This is a genomic window from Acinetobacter sp. IK31, from assembly GCF_035615195.1.
Lineage (GTDB): Bacteria > Pseudomonadota > Gammaproteobacteria > Pseudomonadales > Moraxellaceae > Acinetobacter > Acinetobacter calcoaceticus_C.
Map to the genome: position 1 here is coordinate 14,576 of NZ_JANBOB010000018.1, position 17,207 is coordinate 31,782.

16 protein-coding genes and 1 pseudogene are annotated in these 17,207 nt (G+C 36.9%); 8 read left to right on the forward strand and 9 right to left on the reverse strand.

Translation table 11 applies throughout. From position 1 onward, the window contains the following. The first annotated feature begins 101 nt into the window (after window positions 1-101). A pseudogene (locus tag MSG66_RS11505) lies at window positions 102-1,026 on the forward strand (tyrosine-type recombinase/integrase). On the opposite strand, the gene MSG66_RS11510 reads toward MSG66_RS11505, so the two are convergent. From MSG66_RS11510 to MSG66_RS11535, 6 genes are all read right to left on the reverse strand, one after another. After that, a complete protein-coding gene (locus MSG66_RS11510) occupies window positions 992-1,279 on the reverse strand; it encodes a pyocin activator PrtN family protein (RefSeq protein WP_133975383.1) in 288 nt (95 codons plus the stop codon). The pseudogene MSG66_RS11505 and the gene MSG66_RS11510 sit on opposite strands and share 35 nt — an antisense overlap. A gap of 526 nt (window positions 1,280-1,805) precedes the next feature. Beyond that, entirely contained in the window at window positions 1,806-2,744 is a 939-nt protein-coding gene (locus MSG66_RS11515; protein WP_133975381.1) for an HpcH/HpaI aldolase/citrate lyase family protein, read from the reverse strand. Continuing rightward, window positions 2,741-3,901 carry a cysteine protease StiP family protein gene (locus tag MSG66_RS11520; RefSeq protein ID WP_262474005.1) on the reverse strand — a complete coding sequence of 387 codons (1,161 nt, stop codon included), beginning with the start codon at window positions 3,899-3,901 and terminating at the stop codon, window positions 2,741-2,743. Before MSG66_RS11520 ends, MSG66_RS11515 begins: the two co-directional genes overlap by 4 nt. Next, window positions 3,894-4,673, reverse strand: a complete 780-nt coding sequence (locus MSG66_RS11525; RefSeq protein WP_324654192.1) for an HAD family hydrolase — start codon at window positions 4,671-4,673, stop codon at window positions 3,894-3,896. Before MSG66_RS11525 ends, MSG66_RS11520 begins: the two co-directional genes overlap by 8 nt. Beyond that, window positions 4,663-5,787 carry a phosphoribosyltransferase domain-containing protein gene (locus MSG66_RS11530; protein ID WP_227549210.1) on the reverse strand — a complete coding sequence of 375 codons (1,125 nt, stop codon included), beginning with the start codon at window positions 5,785-5,787 and terminating at the stop codon, window positions 4,663-4,665. Before MSG66_RS11530 ends, MSG66_RS11525 begins: the two co-directional genes overlap by 11 nt. Continuing rightward, window positions 5,784-6,800 carry an ATP-grasp domain-containing protein gene (locus MSG66_RS11535; protein ID WP_133975375.1) on the reverse strand — a complete coding sequence of 339 codons (1,017 nt, stop codon included), beginning with the start codon at window positions 6,798-6,800 and terminating at the stop codon, window positions 5,784-5,786. Before MSG66_RS11535 ends, MSG66_RS11530 begins: the two co-directional genes overlap by 4 nt. A gap of 286 nt (window positions 6,801-7,086) precedes the next feature. Between MSG66_RS11535 and MSG66_RS11540 the strand changes: the two genes are divergently transcribed. The 7 genes from MSG66_RS11540 (at window position 7,087) to MSG66_RS11570 (ending at window position 13,307) form a co-directional block, all read left to right on the forward strand. Then, window positions 7,087-8,277 carry a TerD family protein gene (locus tag MSG66_RS11540; RefSeq protein ID WP_262474002.1) on the forward strand — a complete coding sequence of 397 codons (1,191 nt, stop codon included), beginning with the start codon at window positions 7,087-7,089 and terminating at the stop codon, window positions 8,275-8,277. 43 nt (window positions 8,278-8,320) lie between these two features. Beyond that, window positions 8,321-8,896, forward strand: coding sequence for a TerD family protein (locus tag MSG66_RS11545; RefSeq protein ID WP_133975371.1), 576 nt, complete (start codon window positions 8,321-8,323; stop codon window positions 8,894-8,896). 20 nt (window positions 8,897-8,916) lie between these two features. Beyond that, the gene (locus tag MSG66_RS11550; protein WP_133975369.1) at window positions 8,917-9,987 is read left to right on the forward strand and encodes a DUF475 domain-containing protein; all 1,071 of its coding nucleotides are present in this window, start codon (window positions 8,917-8,919) and stop codon (window positions 9,985-9,987) included. Between the two features lie 21 nt (window positions 9,988-10,008). Next, window positions 10,009-10,587: a TerD family protein gene (locus MSG66_RS11555; protein WP_133975367.1), complete on the forward strand. Its 579-nt coding sequence runs from the start codon at window positions 10,009-10,011 to the stop codon at window positions 10,585-10,587. 107 nt (window positions 10,588-10,694) lie between these two features. Beyond that, window positions 10,695-11,978, forward strand: a complete 1,284-nt coding sequence (locus MSG66_RS11560; RefSeq protein ID WP_324654193.1) for a vWA domain-containing protein — start codon at window positions 10,695-10,697, stop codon at window positions 11,976-11,978. A 9-nt stretch (window positions 11,979-11,987) separates the two neighbouring features. Beyond that, window positions 11,988-12,710, forward strand: coding sequence for a TIGR00266 family protein (locus tag MSG66_RS11565; protein WP_133975363.1), 723 nt, complete (start codon window positions 11,988-11,990; stop codon window positions 12,708-12,710). 12 nt (window positions 12,711-12,722) lie between these two features. Then, window positions 12,723-13,307: a TerD family protein gene (locus MSG66_RS11570; protein WP_004649611.1), complete on the forward strand. Its 585-nt coding sequence runs from the start codon at window positions 12,723-12,725 to the stop codon at window positions 13,305-13,307. Window positions 13,308-14,372: 1,065 nt separating this feature from the next. Here the strand turns inward: MSG66_RS11570 and MSG66_RS11575 are convergent. The 3 genes from MSG66_RS11575 to MSG66_RS11585 all read right to left on the reverse strand — a co-directional run bounded on the left by MSG66_RS11575 (window position 14,373) and on the right by MSG66_RS11585 (window position 16,980). Continuing rightward, a complete protein-coding gene (locus MSG66_RS11575) occupies window positions 14,373-15,560 on the reverse strand; it encodes an MFS transporter (protein ID WP_324654194.1) in 1,188 nt (395 codons plus the stop codon). A gap of 18 nt (window positions 15,561-15,578) precedes the next feature. Next, a complete protein-coding gene (locus MSG66_RS11580; protein WP_324654195.1) occupies window positions 15,579-15,986 on the reverse strand; it encodes a RidA family protein in 408 nt (135 codons plus the stop codon). A gap of 67 nt (window positions 15,987-16,053) precedes the next feature. Beyond that, entirely contained in the window at window positions 16,054-16,980 is a 927-nt protein-coding gene (locus MSG66_RS11585; RefSeq protein ID WP_324654196.1) for a DMT family transporter, read from the reverse strand. Between the last annotated feature and the right edge of the window lie 227 nt (window positions 16,981-17,207).

Sequence of the window (17,207 nt, forward strand, 5' to 3'; positions counted from 1 at the left end):
ATCAGTGTTTTGTAACTTGTTTGAATCTGTGGGAACTCATGTTTAGCTGCGTTAATCTGTTTGCGTTCACACCATAATGGAAAAAATAGTTTAGGGGGTCAATTACTGCCAGAAAAAGTGTAGATGGAAGTGTTAGTTACCGAGCTACTATCCGGATCAACAAAAAAGGTTATCCAGCTTACTCTGAAAGCAAAACATTTCATTCAAAAAAGTGGCAGAAAACTGTCTTAAAAAAGAGAAGTTGAGATCCAAGAAAATCCAGAAATTTTACTTGGCAAAGAACAACTGATTGATCTAGCTTTGTCAGATGCCACAGATAAATACTTGGATGAAGTTGGGAGCGAGTACAGCAGGACGAAACGCTATTCTCTACTCTTAATTAAGAAGTTGCCAATCGCGCGCAATATTATCACAAAAATACATTCAATACATTTGGCTGAGCATGTGGCTCTAAGACGGAGAGGCGTGCCGAATCTTGGCTTAGAACCAATTGCAAGTACACAGCAGTATGAGCTTTTACATATTAGAGGTGTTCTATCTCATGCATCTGTTATGTGGGGCATGGAAGAAGCAGAGTTAACACATTTATGGCGGCAAGATTATGATTCTTACAACTCTTCATGGAAAGTCTATGATTTGAAAAATCTGAGTAGTTCTAAAGGTAATCACAAGTCTTTTTATGTTTTGGAGCCACGTAAAAACAATAATTGAGCATATTTATTAGATAATGAAGTGCGAAGTTGTATGCTGCGATTAGGGTATGATAAATAGCTCTTATTGCCTCTGAACCTAAAAAGCATAGGAAAAGAGTTTCGTGAAGCATGTAAAATACTGGGAATTGAAGATTTACATTTTCATGATTTAAGACATGAAGGCTGTAGGAGACTTGTAGAACAAAGTTTTACGATACCTGAAATTCAGAAAGTAAGTTTGCATGATTCATGGGGGAGTTTGGAGCGATATGTATCTGTTAAGCGAAGAAAGGAGACGCTTAGCCTTGATAATTTGCTAGAGTTCCTTTCATAAAGGCTTCAACTCTTATCGCTTGATAACGTTGTTTAAGGATAAATGCTAAGTCAATAATATCAACTAAATATGGTAATTTTTGGCTTTCATCAAGTTTATAACATACAAAGGGGAACTCCATTTTTCTAGCCTTTTCAAGCAATTTAGCTTTACTTAGGTGAGGATAGTAAATTTCACCCACTTTCTTTAATGTTGGTATTGATGTTCTAAACTGCATGAAAACATAGTCTGATATCTTAAGAACTGGATTCATGTTTTTTCCTTTTATTTTAAAGTCTTAAATTAAATTCGTGGTCCTGAAAATGACTATAAGACATGTGGCAATATTAAATTCTAGCTCAACATAAGCAATGTGGTAAAAAGAGCGATTTTTAAATAGACATGCCTAGATTGAATCAAATTCAGCAAGGGTTGCAGGAGAGTGTTAGGGCTTTGAATTGAATAAAGGGCGTCGATTGATGCCCTTTATTACTGATTTAATTTTTAATAGTAAATTAGCTGGGAGAATAATAGCTCTATTTCTTAGAGTTTCAAGTATTTGGATTTTTGAGTCCTCTCCTTGAGAAAATCGAAAAATAGTTTTTACCCAATTTCAGTAGGCAAGTTAATAGCAAAAATTTTTTAGAATTAAGTCAGGTAATGTACACGCTCGAATTGCTATATTCAGTAAGTTTACTAAATTAGACTGACCCTATACCCGAGTTATATCTTAAATTTGGCTAGTATAGGAGAAATTCAATTTCTTCATGTTTGTGCAATAAAATTTGGTATTAAAATAGTTAAAGTGAGAATGTATTGAGCATGAATTTTTCTTGGCTTGAGGCCTGAGGTTTAGATAAACCAAAAGTTTTATAGCGTAATAAAATCATCTCTGCCCAATTGCGATGTGTCGCTGGTTCTAACATGGAACCGTGGCTTTTAAATACACTTTTCGCATCTTGCGATAAAATTTGCTGTGCTTCATGAAATTCTTCGCTATTGATTTGCAAGGCGCGATGAATATATTCAATTTGTGAGGGATGAATGGCCGTTTTGGTATAAATGCCGTTATTCATATCTTGGCATAATTCATCCATCAGCAATTGCGTGCGGTCAATATGTTCACATACGGGTGAACTGAGTTGAAAGCCCGCTGGAATAAATAAGCCTGCCAATTGTGCAATTAACATGCCCACTGGAGTTTGGTAAATCGTACTGTTTTTAGGGCGACGTAAATGTAAACAGGACAACAGGTCATTACCGCCAATTCTTAGACATAGGGTTTTATGAAAGTCATATTTGAGTGCTTGATTAAGCTCCATATTATGGCCCATATCAAAAATTTCTTTGGTTTCAAGCGTCGGCATCAGGTTGATATTGGGTGGCAAAATGTCCATCCACTGCTTTAAATCGTGCAGCGTAAACTTGGGTAAAATCATGCCACTATAGGTGTGATTTAAGTCCCAATCGACAATATGTTTCGCCATTTCAATATTTCTAGGGCGAATAAATATCGCAGGCGCCTTTAAGTTTGGCTGCTCTAAACGTTTTTGTAATAAATGCTTTAAATTGACCATGGCTGTTTGCACGTCTTTTTCCAACACGGCATCTTCTAAACAGACCGCAATCGATTTTAGTATTGGAAATTTAATGCCTTCAGTCACTTCCCATAATTGCTCATGGGTTGCAGGAATGTACATAGTTGCACCCAGCTCAATCGCATGTTGCAGTTGTTTCATTTATTTTTCTCGACTTTTTTTATCAGAGTCACTGCATGATATGGGCCTAACTTGGCACCTAAAATATCTACGGCAATATTCCGTTCTTTGGCAAAATGCAGCAGTAATTGTATATGTGGATTGGATGGATCACGGATTAATATTTTTTCAGGAACGCGTCTTAATACGGCACGCGTGGCTTCTGCAATACTAGGCTTAATATGATTAATATTTTTAACTGTATAGGTCTCAAAGATCCAGTCAATGGTATCTAAACAAATTTTTTGTTGTTTGAGTCGAATGTGATTATTCCAATTTGCCAAATCGCTATGCGGATGCTGTTGAATAAGATTTAATATTTTGTCGATAAACTCGACTGAAATATCATACTGAGCCAGATGTTGATAGATTAAACAGCTATGCCAATTCTTCGGATCGTAGCAATTTTTCTTTGCCAGATCGAAATCAATCGTATCTTTTAAAATAGTCCGTGAGGTTAAGCCTGAGATCACGGAACCTAGCATACCAAACGGAATCAGCCAATCTTCACAACTGGCACTTAACCACGAATAACCACCTAAATCGGCTAAGGTCACAAGGCGAGGAACCTCCCACCCTGCATCAAATAATGCGGGATAATCTGCCAAATTTTGGGTCAATTCTCGACAAATTGCACCCTTACCCGTCCAGCCATCGACAAAAACAATATTTTCCGCGCCGTGTTGTTCGATAATCGCCTGCAATGCTGCAAAATCAATACCGCGATCACGGATAATACTAATCCCGTAATGCTCACAATCCTGATGCTTGTGAATATAGTGTTTAAGGAGTACACCTAAAGGGACGCCAGCGCGAACCAAGCTGACTAAAATAATCGGTTGCTTGGGAAATCGAACCATCAGTGAGTTGCCAATCTTCTGCACATCACTTGCCAGACGTTCAGCACCTTGCTCAAAAGCGTATTCAAAATGTCGCATTTGCTCATCTGAAGGTGGATGTTCAACACTAATCATTTGTGAATAGTGTTTTTTCCCAGATTGAATCAGATACTCTTTTTCAGCTACGGGTGTGGGGTCTATTTCATCAATATTGAGCAAGAAGGTCACATCTTCAGGTCGATAAGAGCCATGGAACCCCAGTGTTTGAAGACTAGATGCTAACGCATGGTTTTTATACATGTCCTAAATATCCTTTTGCCTGATGATCTTGTGCTAGATTTTGTACTAAAAATTTATCCAACTGACTATTTTTAGGCATACCAAACCAATCACAGCAGCCTAAAAAGCCTGCATCAGACAAACTGTCGCCCCAACCTAAAATGGCACGTTCACGATTTGGGTCATATTTATTGATAAAAAACTCAACTGCTTTTTGTTTAGACACAAATTTGGGAAGAATGGCTAAATTATTGCCATTGATATGGATATAGCAGTGTTCAAGTACTTCAGCAGGTAAGTGTTCAATCATTTGGTGCAGAAATAAAGGCACAGGATCATTTTGCTTGGCAACAGTATAAATTTTCCCACCATTTTCTTGCATCGTCCAAGTGCGAATTGAACCAAATGGTTTGGCATAATCGAGCAATAGCGCTGGTAACTTAGTCAGTAACTCATCCAGTTCAGCTGCCGCCTTATGCTGGATTTCAAGCCATTCCTGATCAAGCTGTTGATCTGCCGCTAAAATAGTTCCACCATGTGAACATACCGCACCATGCAGAAAAGGAAGATGTACCCGCTGCAAGCCTGCAACTGAGCGTGCAGTCACAGGAATAACATCAGCAGATGCCAACAACCAATTCACAAAAATTTGCTGTTTGGGAAGCATATAAGACAGAGGCTCACCAAATTGATCTAGCGTTGCAATTTTATGTAATGGTGTCGGAGGACTTTTACGATTTGTTTGAAACAGCGTGTCATCTAAGTCAACAAAAATTAACGGCTTAGGATTCATAACTAATAATTTCCAGATTTTTTATTTGTTCAAACAGGACAGGATCGACGCTATCTTGAGCTGTTTCAATGACCAATAAAACTCGATCAAACTGTTGATGTTTAACGTTATAGGCATAGTTATTAATATTTAGTCCATAATTATCTTTAAATGCACAAATACTTTCAACGGCATGACCTTGCTTGATGGGAGAGCGTGTGGTTGAGCTGTAATAAACTTCAGCCCCTTGCTGCTCTAATTGCTCGGCAATTAGAAATGGAATCCAACTAAATTCACCCGAACCTAAGACCAAGATTTTTTCATGGGGCAAAGGTGGTTGAATATTTTTCCAAGCGCTACAATTTAGAAAGGTCGGTTCGCGTCCCCAATCATGAGGGGCAATAATTTTTTGAGCTTGCTGCTGGGTTGAGCTGACATCGGGCATGTCAATGTCTATAGGTTGCTGGTTCTGCTGCCATTGCCAATGGCCATGTAATAATGACACCACTTCAACTGGAATCCCTAAGTCATCAGTGACTAAATGTTGTTCCGCCCAATTGACCAAGGTCACCAAAATAATCCGCTCAACCTGTTGTAAACCCGATTTTTTCAGGCTCAAGATTAAATTTCTAAAGGTCTTTCCTGTTGAAATTTCATCATCAATTAAAATAAGCGTTTTCGATGCAATCACATGCTGATGCTTAAGTGGATCATGACTGGATAAAATAAACTGATCTTGTGCATGACTATGTTCTTCTAAAAACAAGCCTAAGGTCGGTAAGGTTTCAACAGGATGTCGCGTGGTGGTTAAAAAGATGGCATTTTGTCCAAAATCTTGTTTCAGTTCACGATAAACACCTGCCCCTAAACCTACGGCGGTCTCTGCCATACCAATCACACTAATGGGATAGGGCAGATCTTTGGGAATGATCGCAGCAAGATCTTGATAACTTCTTTGCATCGCGGATGGTGCAACGGGGATATGTTTTCCAAGAATTTTGGAAACAAATAAGAATGCACGTTTAGGGTTAATTCTTTCTGCAAAACTGAGCAGATCATCCAATTTCCATTGTGGATGATGCTGATTTACAGTCACACTAATACGACCACGACTTAAATCAATATGTTTTATCAATGTGTATAATCCATTTTGAAACTTTGTGTAATGGGTAAAACTTGAACGACGGGAACGAAGTCAGTATGTTGCAGTGTCAATTGCAATTTTTCAGCCATCAGTTCTGCAATTAAATTAATTCCAGTATGTTGTGTATAGGCAAAACCACCTGCGGGACGCGGGTTAATTTCTAAAATATGCCATACCCCAAGATCGTCTTGTTTAAATTGAATATTGATCAATCCATCACATTGGAAATGTGGCACCAGAATTTTGCAGATTTCATGACAAGGATGTTCGATATAGCATTGCTGATAAAATTTAAATTTGACTCGGGTCACTAAGGCTAAAATTCGCCCATGGCTACAGGCAATATCGACGGAACATTCTTGCCCCGTTAAAAACGGCATAATCAAATACTCAATAGGTTGATCTAATTGAGCATAGGCTTCTATAAATTGTTGCGTATTACACTGCGTATTGAGTTGAAATTGCTTAAAATATGTAACTTCATCTCGCAGTTGAACAAAACCAGAACCATATACGCCGTACACGGGTTTTGCACAAATATGTGAATATTTTTTTTGATAATCAGCAATTGCTTGCTTTAATCCAACAACATGATCCACTTTCGCAGCAGGAATATTCGGTAAGTTTAAAGCTTCACAAATTTCTCCAAATAGGAATTTATTGTTCATGTTTTCATGCTGCGCTACACCAGTGGCACCTGTCACTAGTTGAATATCATGCCGAGCAAATTCTTCACGAAATTTTTCAATAAATTGACTATGTTTTCCACAAAACAGTAGTTGAATGGAATGCACTTTACATTGTTCTAAAAGCCAATTTGCACTGTATTCAACGGGGGGTTGTTGAAAAAAATAATCTGCGCAGAGCTTTAATTCTGGACGTTGTTTACTATGAGAACAAAAAATCGTCAGATGGGCAGATAAATTTGAGCGTTTTAATAATTGAATAATGTCGTTTTGACAGGAGTAGCTTTCAGCAATCCATATATTGTAGTGCGATTTCACAGTAGAGTTGTTCTCAATTTTCTTTAATAACAATTATAAATTTATGCTTCCATTCTACATGAAATATATAAAATTTTTCATGTAATAAATGAATAATTATCCTAGAAAGTCATTGGGTTGGTATACGCTCAGTGATGTGGGGCGGGTTTTTATATTGTTGCACTTGCCGCTTGAATCTGCCTATGTTAAAACAATATAGGGCAAATAAAATAATTTTTAAGATATTTTTTTATATTCATATACTTAATTTATTAAATGAAATATTACAATATTGTAAGAGGGTCGTATGCAACTTATTGCGGGTGGAAACATTGCTTTAGCATCTGAAGTGGTCGAGATATTAATAAAAACTAGTATTCTTAATCAAGTAGAGGTTGATTGTACTGCATATCTTTTAGCACAAAGTACGCAAAAAGTGCGAGGTGATCAGGATATGATTTTCTATGGGCAAACTCAAACACGCAATCAAAGTGTGGTGCTGACTCAATCTAATTCTAATAATCCATATTTAACTAAATTTAAGATTAATACCGCATTACTTGATCCACAAATTCAAAAAGTTACTTTATGTGCAACAATTAATGAACCAAATAATTTTAGTCGGATATCTCCCATCCATATTGAACTTTTATCCGGTACTCAAACCATCGCTAATGCATTGATTCAGACCCAGTCTAAAACAGAAAAAGCATTAATTTTGGCAGAAGTGTATAAACATAATGATAAGTGGAAATTTAGATTTATTGATCAAGGCTTTAATGGGGGCTTGAAACCTTTGGCTGAAAATTTTGGTGTCGTGATTGAAGAAACTCAAAGTAACATTCCACCGACACCGACACCGACACCGACACCGACAAAGTCGAATCTTAATTTGTCAAAAATTAAGTTAGATAAAAATAATTCTAGAATTAATTTAACTAAAAAAGGCGCAGGCTTTGGCAAAATTTCGGTGAATTTAAACTGGAATAAATCCACAGCTAAATCAGAATCCTTTTTCCAAAAATTAACTCGCTCTAATTCAATCGACCTAGATTTAGGGGCGATGGTACAGTTTAAAGATGGCAGTATTGATTTAGTCCAACCCCTTGGAAACCGATTCGGTCATTTTGACCAACTGCCTTATATCAAATTAGATGCAGATGATCGTACAGGTGCATCTCTAAATGGTGAAAATTTACATATTAATGGTAATCAATGGGATCGTATTGAGCGCATTGTCATCTATACCTATATTTATGAAGGTGCAGCACAGTGGGCAGCAACAGATGGGATAGTGACCATTCGTCTTCCAGATCAACCTGAAATTGAGGTACGTTTAACTGAAGGTAATCAATTAAATACCTGTGCAATTGTAGAATTAAAAAATATAAATGGCGAAATTCAAGCCAATCGAGAAGTACGTTATTTTGAAGGTCAAAAAACCTTAGATCAGTTTTATGGTTTTGGTTTTCGTTGGACCAAAGGCTCAAAAGATTAACACTATCCATTTAATTTACATGTAATAAAGAAGAGGGAAAATTATGGCGATTTCATTAAATAAAGGTGGAAATCTATCTTTAAGCAAAACAGATCCATCACTTAACCAAGTTTTGATTGGCTTAGGTTGGGATGCTCGGGCCACTGATGGCGTAGATTTTGACTTGGATGCCTCGGCATTTTTATTGGCTGCAAATGACAAAGTTCGTGGTGAAACAGATTTTATTTTTTATAACCAAACGCGCTCTCCAGAAGGTTCTGTAGAACATACCGGTGATAACCGTACGGGCGCGGGTGATGGTGATGATGAGGCAGTTAAGATTGATTTAGCGAAAGTGCCTGCTGAAGTGCAAAAAATTGCCATTACCGTTACCATTCATGATGCAGAAAGCCGTGGTCAAAATTTTGGACAAGTGCAAAATGCATTTATTCGCGTCGTTAATGATCAAACGAATGTTGAAATTGTACGTTTTGACTTAAATGAAGATTATTCAACAGAAACAGCGATGATTTTTGGCGAGTTATATCGTCATAACGGTGAATGGAAGTTCAGAGCTGTAGGTCAAGGTTATAACGGTGGTTTAAGTGCTATGTGCCGTCAATATGGCATTAGTATTTAAACTCTATTCTTAGGTGAAAAATGAAACACTTCCGTTTTTCGATCATCTTTAGCATTATCTGCTTGGCCATTTCGGCATATTGGGGGTTAACCCATGGCCCCCAAGCCGGTTTAATGGCAATGTTTAAAGTATTGGCTATTACTGCAATTTTAGCGGTTATGGAGGTATCACTCTCCTTTGATAATGCAGTCGTCAATGCCTCTGTACTGAAACATTGGAACCAATTTTGGCGAACCCTGTTTTTAACCGTGGGTATTATCGTTGCTGTTTTTGGTATGCGACTCATTTTCCCGTTGCTTATTGTCGGTGTCACCGCCGATATGAGCATGATTGAAGTCGCTAAATTAGCATTAAATGACCCCACAACTTATTCAGAAAAACTGATGACCCATCATGCTGAAATCGCAGCATTTGGTGGCATGTTCTTATTATTGGTATTTCTGAATTTCTTGTTTGATGATGAAAAAGATGAACATTGGTTTCATTGGCTTGAATCAAGATTAGCAGATTTAGGTAATATTCAAGCGATTTCAGTTTTCATTTCATTGGTTGTGCTACTTATTTTAGCAAGCTACATCCCTGATGCATCACGTTTAGTTGTGATGATGGCTGGTGTTTGGGGTATTGTCGTCTATGTGGGAGTGAAAGTCATTGGCCATCTATTAGAAGGCAGTAGCAATGATGATGAATCTGAAAAATCAAATAGTGCCACTGCAACAGGTACGATTGTCAAAGGCGGTATTGGTGGTTTCTTATATTTAGAAGTATTAGATGCCTCTTTTAGTTTCGATGGTGTAATCGGTGCTTTTGCAATTACCAGTGATGTGGTAATTATAATGCTGGGTCTTGCCATCGGTGCGATGTTTGTCCGTTCAATGACCATTTACCTGGTTGAAAAAGGTACGCTTGATGCTTATGTATATTTAGAACATGGCGCGCATTATGCAATTGGTGCACTTGCGTTGATTATGTTGGCGAGCGGCACAGGATTACATATTCCAGAGGTTATTACCGGATTAGTGGGTGTTGCCTTCATTGTTTGGGCTGTCATCTCTTCAATTTCATATAGTAAAAAGCAACAATCTTCATAAACAAAAGTTAAGGAAACAAAAATGGCTATTAATTTATCAAAAGGCGGAAATATCAATCTTTCCAAAACTGCTCCGACGATGAATAAAGTCGACTTGGGTTTAGGTTGGAATCCACGTGCAACTGATGGTAAGGCATTCGATCTAGATGCTGTCGCATTCTTAACAGGTGAGGATGGTAAAGTTCGTTTAGATGGTGAATTTATTTTCTTCAATCAAAAAACTTCACCATGTGGATCGGTTAACCATAAAGGCGATAACCGTACTGGCGATGGCGAGGGTGATGACGAAACAATTTCTGTAGACCTATCTAAAGTTCCTCAAGAAGTTGCAAAAATTGTATTTGCTGTGACGATCCACGAAGGACAGCAAAATGGTCAAAACTTCGGTATGGTCGATAAAGCCTATATCCGTGTGATTAACCAAGATGCAAATGCAGAAGAGTTGGCACGTTTCGACTTGTCTGAAGACGGTAGCACTGAAGTTGCGATGATTTTTGGTGAGTTATATCGCCACAATGGCGAATGGAAATTCAAAGCCGTTGGTCAAGGCTTTAATGGTGGTCTGGGTGCGTTAGCTGCTAGTTATGGTGTTGCAGTTTAAGCGAATCAATTAAAGTACTAAAAGAGTCATCTTTTAGTACTTGAAAGTAATTGGTATAAATCTATTTTATATTGAATTATTTTCAAGTACTAAATTAGAGAATAAAAATGCAGTTAGTTTCTGGACAAAAAATAGCACTTAATCAAGTTATTCAAAATGATCAAAAATTTACTTTACGTGTGCAATTTAAAGCAGCATTTGATATCGATATATCCAGTTTTGGTGTAGGACAAAATGATCAGCTTTTCCATGATGATTATATGACTTTTTATAATCAACCGCAGACGCCTCACTGTGAAGTGCAATATCTTCAGCAAGAAAATTTAAATTTATTTACTTTTGATTTAAGTAAAATAAATGCGACACAAACGCCCCGATTTGTCATTTGTGCAACTGTGGCAAATGATCAAGCAACGATGCAAAATATTCAAAGTGGTCAAATTTCTCTTGTGAATCAGCAAGGCGAAGTATTGGCAAATTATCAATTAAATCCATCAAATTTTAGCCAAGAAAAAGCAGTCATGTTGACTGAAATTTACTTTAAAAATGATCTGTGGCGCATGGCTGCTATCGGACAAGGTTTTAATGGTGGATTAACCGCATTAGTGAAACATTTTGGCGGGGAGGTTGCTGAAAATTCTTCTCCTGCCCCTATAGCGTCTAAAATTGATTTAAAGAAAAAAGTTATTTTAGATAAGGTGGAAAAATTTGCCCCCCATTTGCTTGATCTCACTAAAAAATCACTGATTAGTTTAGAAAAAAATAAGTTACTTGAGGTAAAAGCAAGAGTGGCATTGATATTGGATTATTCAGGTTCAATGTCGCATCAATATAAATGTGGTGATGTACAGAAAGTTATGGATCGCATTATACCTTTGGCAATCAATTTTGATGACGATGGCAGCTTTGAGTGCTGGGCATTTGCAGAAAAAGCACTCCGTTTAAATGATGTAAGCCTGAATAATTTGAATAACTATATAGCTTCAGAACAAGGAGGTTATAAAAAATGGAATGCAGGAGCTGGCTATAATAATGAGCCTGCCGTTCTTGAAGAGGTCTTACATTATTTTACCAAAGAAAGCCCATCCAATTTACCGGTCTATATTGTTTTTATTTCTGATGGTGGTGTTTCTGAAGCTAGAAAAATTAAAAAGATTTTACAAGAGGCATCATTGCAACCCATATTTTGGCAATTTGTAGGTATTGGTGGCAAAAATTACGGTGTGTTAGAAAAATTAGATACCATGGAGGGGAGTATGGTAGACAATTGTAATTTCTTTAAAATAGATAATATTGAAAGTATTTCTGAATCAATGTTGTATGACTTTTTACTTCAAGAATTTCCGATATGGTTAGCAGAAGCAAAAAATAAAAATATCGTGAGAGCATAGGTAAATATAATGGCAGAATTTAGTCTTGTTGGTAGCCCAGAACCTTTTTTACATGTCAGTATGCAGCAAGGTGAAGCAATCTATTGTGAATCTGATGCGATGGTCATGGTTGAACAAAATCTTGAGGTTGGCGGTAAATTACGTGGCGGAATTTTTCAAGCTTTTATGCGTAAATTTACCTCTGGAGAGTCTTTATTTCAACAGCAAATTAAAGCCGTGAGAGGTGCAGGAGAGTGTCTATTATCACCGAATTTAGATGGTGATATGCAGATCCTTGATGTGGGTCAACGACAGTATATTTTATCTGATGGTTCTTTTGTTGCAGCAACCGAACACACCATGATCAAAGCAAAAGTGCAAAGTAATATAGGCGGTGCATTGTTTGGGGGCACAGGCGGTTTTGTGGTTATGGAAACCAGTGGGCAGGGTAAAGTGTGTATTTCTGGCAGTGGAACTTTACTCGAACTGGATATTACACCAGAGCAAGGTGAAGTCACCATCGATAATGGTCATGTTGCGGCTTGGGATGCATCATTAAATTATAATATTGGCATTCCGAGTTCTGGTGGCGGTGGTTTTGTTGGCAATATCGTCAATAGCTTTACGAGTGGTGAAGGTTTAGTGATTAAGTTCCGTGGACATGGCAAAGTGATTGTGTGCTCACGTAATCGTGCGAGTTATTTACAGTGGTTAGCTACGGCTTTAGGTCGTGGTCATTCAAATTCAAACTGAAGGAAATTATAAATGGGCATTAGCTTAGTAAAAGGTCAAAAAATTTCTTTAGAAAAGGGTGATGGTTCATCTTTAACTAAAATATTTCTTGGTGCAGGTTGGGATGTCGCAAAAAAAGGCGGTTTACTTGGCATGTTTGGTGGTGGTGGTGATTCGATTGATCTCGATGCCTCTGCAATTGTTTTTGATGAAAATAACAAAGCGTTAGATAGCATTTGGTTCGGTCAATTACAGAGTCGTGATGGCAGTATTAAACATTCTGGTGACAATCGTACTGGTGATGGCGCGGGTGATGATGAGGCAATCCATGTGGATCTGACTCAAGTTCCTAGCCAAGTAAAATCAATTGTATTTACAATCAGTAGTTTCCGTGGACAAACTTTTGAAAAAGTTGAAAATGCTTTTTGCCGTGTAGTTGATGCTACAACCAATGTTGAAATTGCAAAATATAATCTTTCAGCAAAAGGTAATTATACAGCATTAATTATTGCTAAAGTTTATCGTCACAATGGTGCATGGAAAATGTCTGCATTAGGCGAAACATGTAATGGCAAAACAATTCAGGATATGGTCCCATCCATTTTACCTATTTTATAAAGTAGTTTAATTTTTTTACAGTTGCTAGATGAATGCGATAAAAAGGTTTATCTAGCTTTTGCTAAACGTACATAATAGATCTCTTTCATAAGTTAAAAAGTGATTATCTTTTTGCTGGATATTTTTACCATGTACTTTTTAGCCTTTGTACATAACCTGTATATTAAATACCCGATTCAAAGAAGCTTCCGGATACTTAGTTCAAACCAAGCAAATTGATGAAAAAAATAAAGTCGTAGGATTTTATCAGGAAGTTTTGGATCGTATGTCAAATCAGGGTTTTGCTAATGCTATTTTTGAAATGGATTTAGAAGATGAGGAATTATTTGAAGATAGATCTGAATCTGATGTAATGCAAAACAAAACTTTGATAACCAACGCGAGGCTATAAAAAACTTAAAAAGTGCTATCTGTTAGGTTTGATTGTACTGATTTAGCTCATGTTAATTTTGTTATTGATAATCTTCTTTGTAATATAAAAAATATATTAACTTTCATTTATGAAAATTATTTAAATTATAAATATTTAACTTATATCTTAGAAGAAGATAATGCTAAATATAATTGGTCAATTTATCTTGGATATAGTACAAAAAACTATATTAAAATTAGATTACAAAACTTAGGTGTATCTAGAGTTACAGCACCACCATTATAAAATTCTTAAAAAGTTTATTGATTTTAATGAAGAATTAAATGAGGTAGTAAACGTTAATAAATATGTATTACTTGAAAATATTAAGCCTCATTCTTTTGGAATATGATGATTTTTCAATTTTTTATAAAACTTTTAAAATATTACGCCAATTTCACACTTTTAATTTAAGTAAAGGAATGATATTTAAATAAAATTTTTTATGCGATCCAATCCATGATTGGAGCGACAGAAATACGAGGTTGTAACGATTGAAGTGATTGCATAACCAATAGACCCAAAGTCGCTAAATTAATGAAAGGGCAGCATTATACGGGATTTACGCTTGAATCGACAGAGGCATTTAACCGAGTAATTTATAACCGCCCTTATGTTAAATATAGAGAGATGATTTATAACGAGTTAGTTACTTAAGGGGTAATTTGCTTTTTTTGTAAGAACGCATCAAACAAGCTAAACAAAATACAAAGCACAACCAACCCAATACCAGCAATGCAAGTCATGGTCCATCCTCCACGATTCCATGCAAAAATTCCTAAAGCGGAACCGCCAGCACCACCAATGAAATATGTGGTCATATAGATGGCATTAATACGAGATTTAGCATCTGGCCGTAAACGGAAAATAATGCTCTGATTGCTAGTGTGTACCAAGGCTAATGCCAACTGAATTATGGCAAAACCAGCAACATAACTCGCAAGCAAACTCTGTCCATAATAAAAACAGAGCCAACTTAACAGGAATAAACCACAGCCCATCCATGTGAGTAGCGTGGTACGTCCCTGATCAGCATATTTACCAATATAACGGGTGGATAAAGCTCCAAAGATTCCGACTAAAGGTACAAGACCAATAAATAGATCTGGTAAATGATGTGCGGAGGTCAGTAATAATGCGATAGTGGAATATAGGATACTCACAGAGGCGAAGGCGAAAGCTCCTGTAAGTGCTCTTAGTAATAGTCGTTTTTCCTGTTTTAAAAGCTGACCCATTGAGAGAAAGATTTGCCCATAATTCATTTTCATGCGCAAAACATAAGGGAGACGGCTTTTGAGTGTGTAGGCCAACAGCAACATTAATATGCCGCTTACTACATAAACGACTTTCCAATGAAAGAAATTAGAAAATAAGCCTGCAAGGCTGGTAGAGAGTAAAATCCCGACCAATAAGCCGCTCATTAAAAAACCTATGATTTCGCCAGTTTTTTCAGGTTTTACTGTCATTGTGGCAAGTGGAATAAGCACTTGAGCTGCAACCGAAAACAAACCCGCTAAAATTGTACCGATCCATAGCATGGGTAAGTTAACAGCAAAAGCAGAAGTAAATAGGCCAACTGCACAAAGCACCATTAAAAAAGGAATAGCCTTGGCTTTATTGACGATATCACCCATCGGAACAATAAAGAGTAAACCGAGGGCGTAAGATACCTGAGCAAATGTCACTGTTAAAGCTGCTTGTGCTTGAGTCACGGCAAAGTCTTGTTGAATCGAGTGAATAAGGGGTTGGCAATAATAATTCACACCTGCACATAAACCACATGCTGCTGCCATCAACCAAAGCAAAGGTTTATTTTGACTGATATCTTCAGGGGTAGACATGATGTTCTCTCGATTTTATTAGGTGTATGCGGTTGCTTCGACTTCAATGAGCATATGCTCTAATGCAAGGCGTGGTACAGGAATGAGTGTACAGGCTGGAAAAGGATGATTTTTCCATAAATTTTGCATAATTTTAATCAAAATTTGATGTTTTTCGACCGAATGGTCAACAACTAAAACTCTTAAGACGGCAATGTTGCTAAGCTCTGCATTGGCAGCGATTAAAGCATGTTTAATATTATCAATAGCTTGAGAAACTTGTTCTTCAAAGTTTGGGCTTAATTCTCCTTTTGGGTTTTCGCCTCCTTGACCTGCAATATGAATAATCTTTTTAAAATTTTCTACCACAGCAACATGACTATAAGCATTGGGAGTAGGGTCGTATAAAGTTGATGGATTTATTATTTTAAAAGTTTCTTGATTCATGGAACTCAACCGTTCAGTAAAATTTAGATGAGTATCCAACCTCAACTTAAGTTGAGGTCAAGGGAAATTAGTATTTTAATCTTTTCTTTCTGAGTGTAATTATCATCACACCTGCAATATTTAAAATACAGCCTACCCATTGCCACATATTTAAATGTTCATTTAAAAAAGTAACCGCGAGCAAAATAGTTAAAACCGGTCCGATTGAAGCAATCATGGCAGATTGAGAGGCGCCAAGTCGCTCAATACTTTGCATGAGCATAACGGTAGGTAAAACTGTTACCAAAAAGCCGAGTCCGACGCCGTACCAAATCACACTAGAGGGCAGTTGTAATAGAAGTTGAATTGGGTGAGGTGTGCTTAATATATAGTGCGTTAATGTACCAATACAAGCCACAGTTAATGCTAAACCCGTGAAATTCCAAGAACCAAATTTCTTAATTAATGGTGGGGTTAGTAATAAGTAGCCCGCAAAAGCGACCGCACCTGCAAATACTAAACTTGTACCTAGCCAGAAGTTGCCCTGAATTGGTGCGTTGTTGTGCTCTTGAAGCATGACCAACACAGTTCCACCATAACTAAGGAAAATGGCAAATAAACTTTTTGCATCTAATTTTTGTTTGTAGAGCAGACTTGAGACTATGACAGTAAGAGTGGGATATAAAAATAGAATAATTCGTTCTAGAGAAGCGCTAATAAACATCAGACCCATAAAATCGAGCCAGCTGGCAAAGTAGTAGCCTAATAGACCGGCAAAAATTAAAATTAGCCAATCCTTCTTTTTTATGCCCTGATTATGATGCCTGTTAAACCAACAGATTAGTAGAAAGAACGGTAAAGCGCTTAACATGCGTAAAGCCATCAGGACTGTAGCATCTACTAATGGAGAAAGGGCATAAGTCTGTTTAATAAAGATTGCTTTTGTACTGAATAGAAAAGCAGAGCACAGAGCAAAAAAAGACCCGATTTGAAACGAAGATAAAGAAATTTTCATATACAAGACTGTATAAGAGAGACTATTGTCTGTAAAAAAAGAAAAAGCTTCCTATATTACACCTCAAATCAAATATCGTGAATCATCAGTTCAAAATATGGGTATTTATTAAATAAATATTGGGTGGTATTTTAAAAAAGTTCAATTAGAATCCAAATTCTGTACAAAGAATACACATGGGGGAAACATTGCAGGTTGCAATGTTTTTGACAATGAGAAATTAGCTT

Excerpts from the sequence above, each read along its gene's own strand:
- MSG66_RS11540 (WP_262474002.1), top strand. The coding sequence starts at position 7,087 with ATGCAACTTATTGCGGGTGGAAACATTGCTTTAGCATCTGAAGTGGTC.
- MSG66_RS11550 (WP_133975369.1), top strand. The coding sequence starts at position 8,917 with ATGAAACACTTCCGTTTTTCGATCATCTTTAGCATTATCTGCTTGGCC.
- MSG66_RS11560 (WP_324654193.1), top strand. The coding sequence starts at position 10,695 with ATGCAGTTAGTTTCTGGACAAAAAATAGCACTTAATCAAGTTATTCAA.
- MSG66_RS11575 (WP_324654194.1), bottom strand. The coding sequence starts at position 15,560 with ATGTCTACCCCTGAAGATATCAGTCAAAATAAACCTTTGCTTTGGTTG.
- MSG66_RS11585 (WP_324654196.1), bottom strand. The coding sequence starts at position 16,980 with ATGAAAATTTCTTTATCTTCGTTTCAAATCGGGTCTTTTTTTGCTCTG.
- MSG66_RS11555 (WP_133975367.1), top strand. The coding sequence starts at position 10,009 with ATGGCTATTAATTTATCAAAAGGCGGAAATATCAATCTTTCCAAAACT.
- MSG66_RS11565 (WP_133975363.1), top strand. The coding sequence starts at position 11,988 with ATGGCAGAATTTAGTCTTGTTGGTAGCCCAGAACCTTTTTTACATGTC.
- MSG66_RS11570 (WP_004649611.1), top strand. The coding sequence starts at position 12,723 with ATGGGCATTAGCTTAGTAAAAGGTCAAAAAATTTCTTTAGAAAAGGGT.
- MSG66_RS11510 (WP_133975383.1), bottom strand. The coding sequence starts at position 1,279 with ATGAATCCAGTTCTTAAGATATCAGACTATGTTTTCATGCAGTTTAGA.
- MSG66_RS11520 (WP_262474005.1), bottom strand. The coding sequence starts at position 3,901 with ATGTATAAAAACCATGCGTTAGCATCTAGTCTTCAAACACTGGGGTTC.
- MSG66_RS11545 (WP_133975371.1), top strand. The coding sequence starts at position 8,321 with ATGGCGATTTCATTAAATAAAGGTGGAAATCTATCTTTAAGCAAAACA.
- MSG66_RS11515 (WP_133975381.1), bottom strand. The coding sequence starts at position 2,744 with ATGAAACAACTGCAACATGCGATTGAGCTGGGTGCAACTATGTACATT.
- MSG66_RS11525 (WP_324654192.1), bottom strand. The coding sequence starts at position 4,673 with ATGAATCCTAAGCCGTTAATTTTTGTTGACTTAGATGACACGCTGTTT.
- MSG66_RS11580 (WP_324654195.1), bottom strand. The coding sequence starts at position 15,986 with ATGAATCAAGAAACTTTTAAAATAATAAATCCATCAACTTTATACGAC.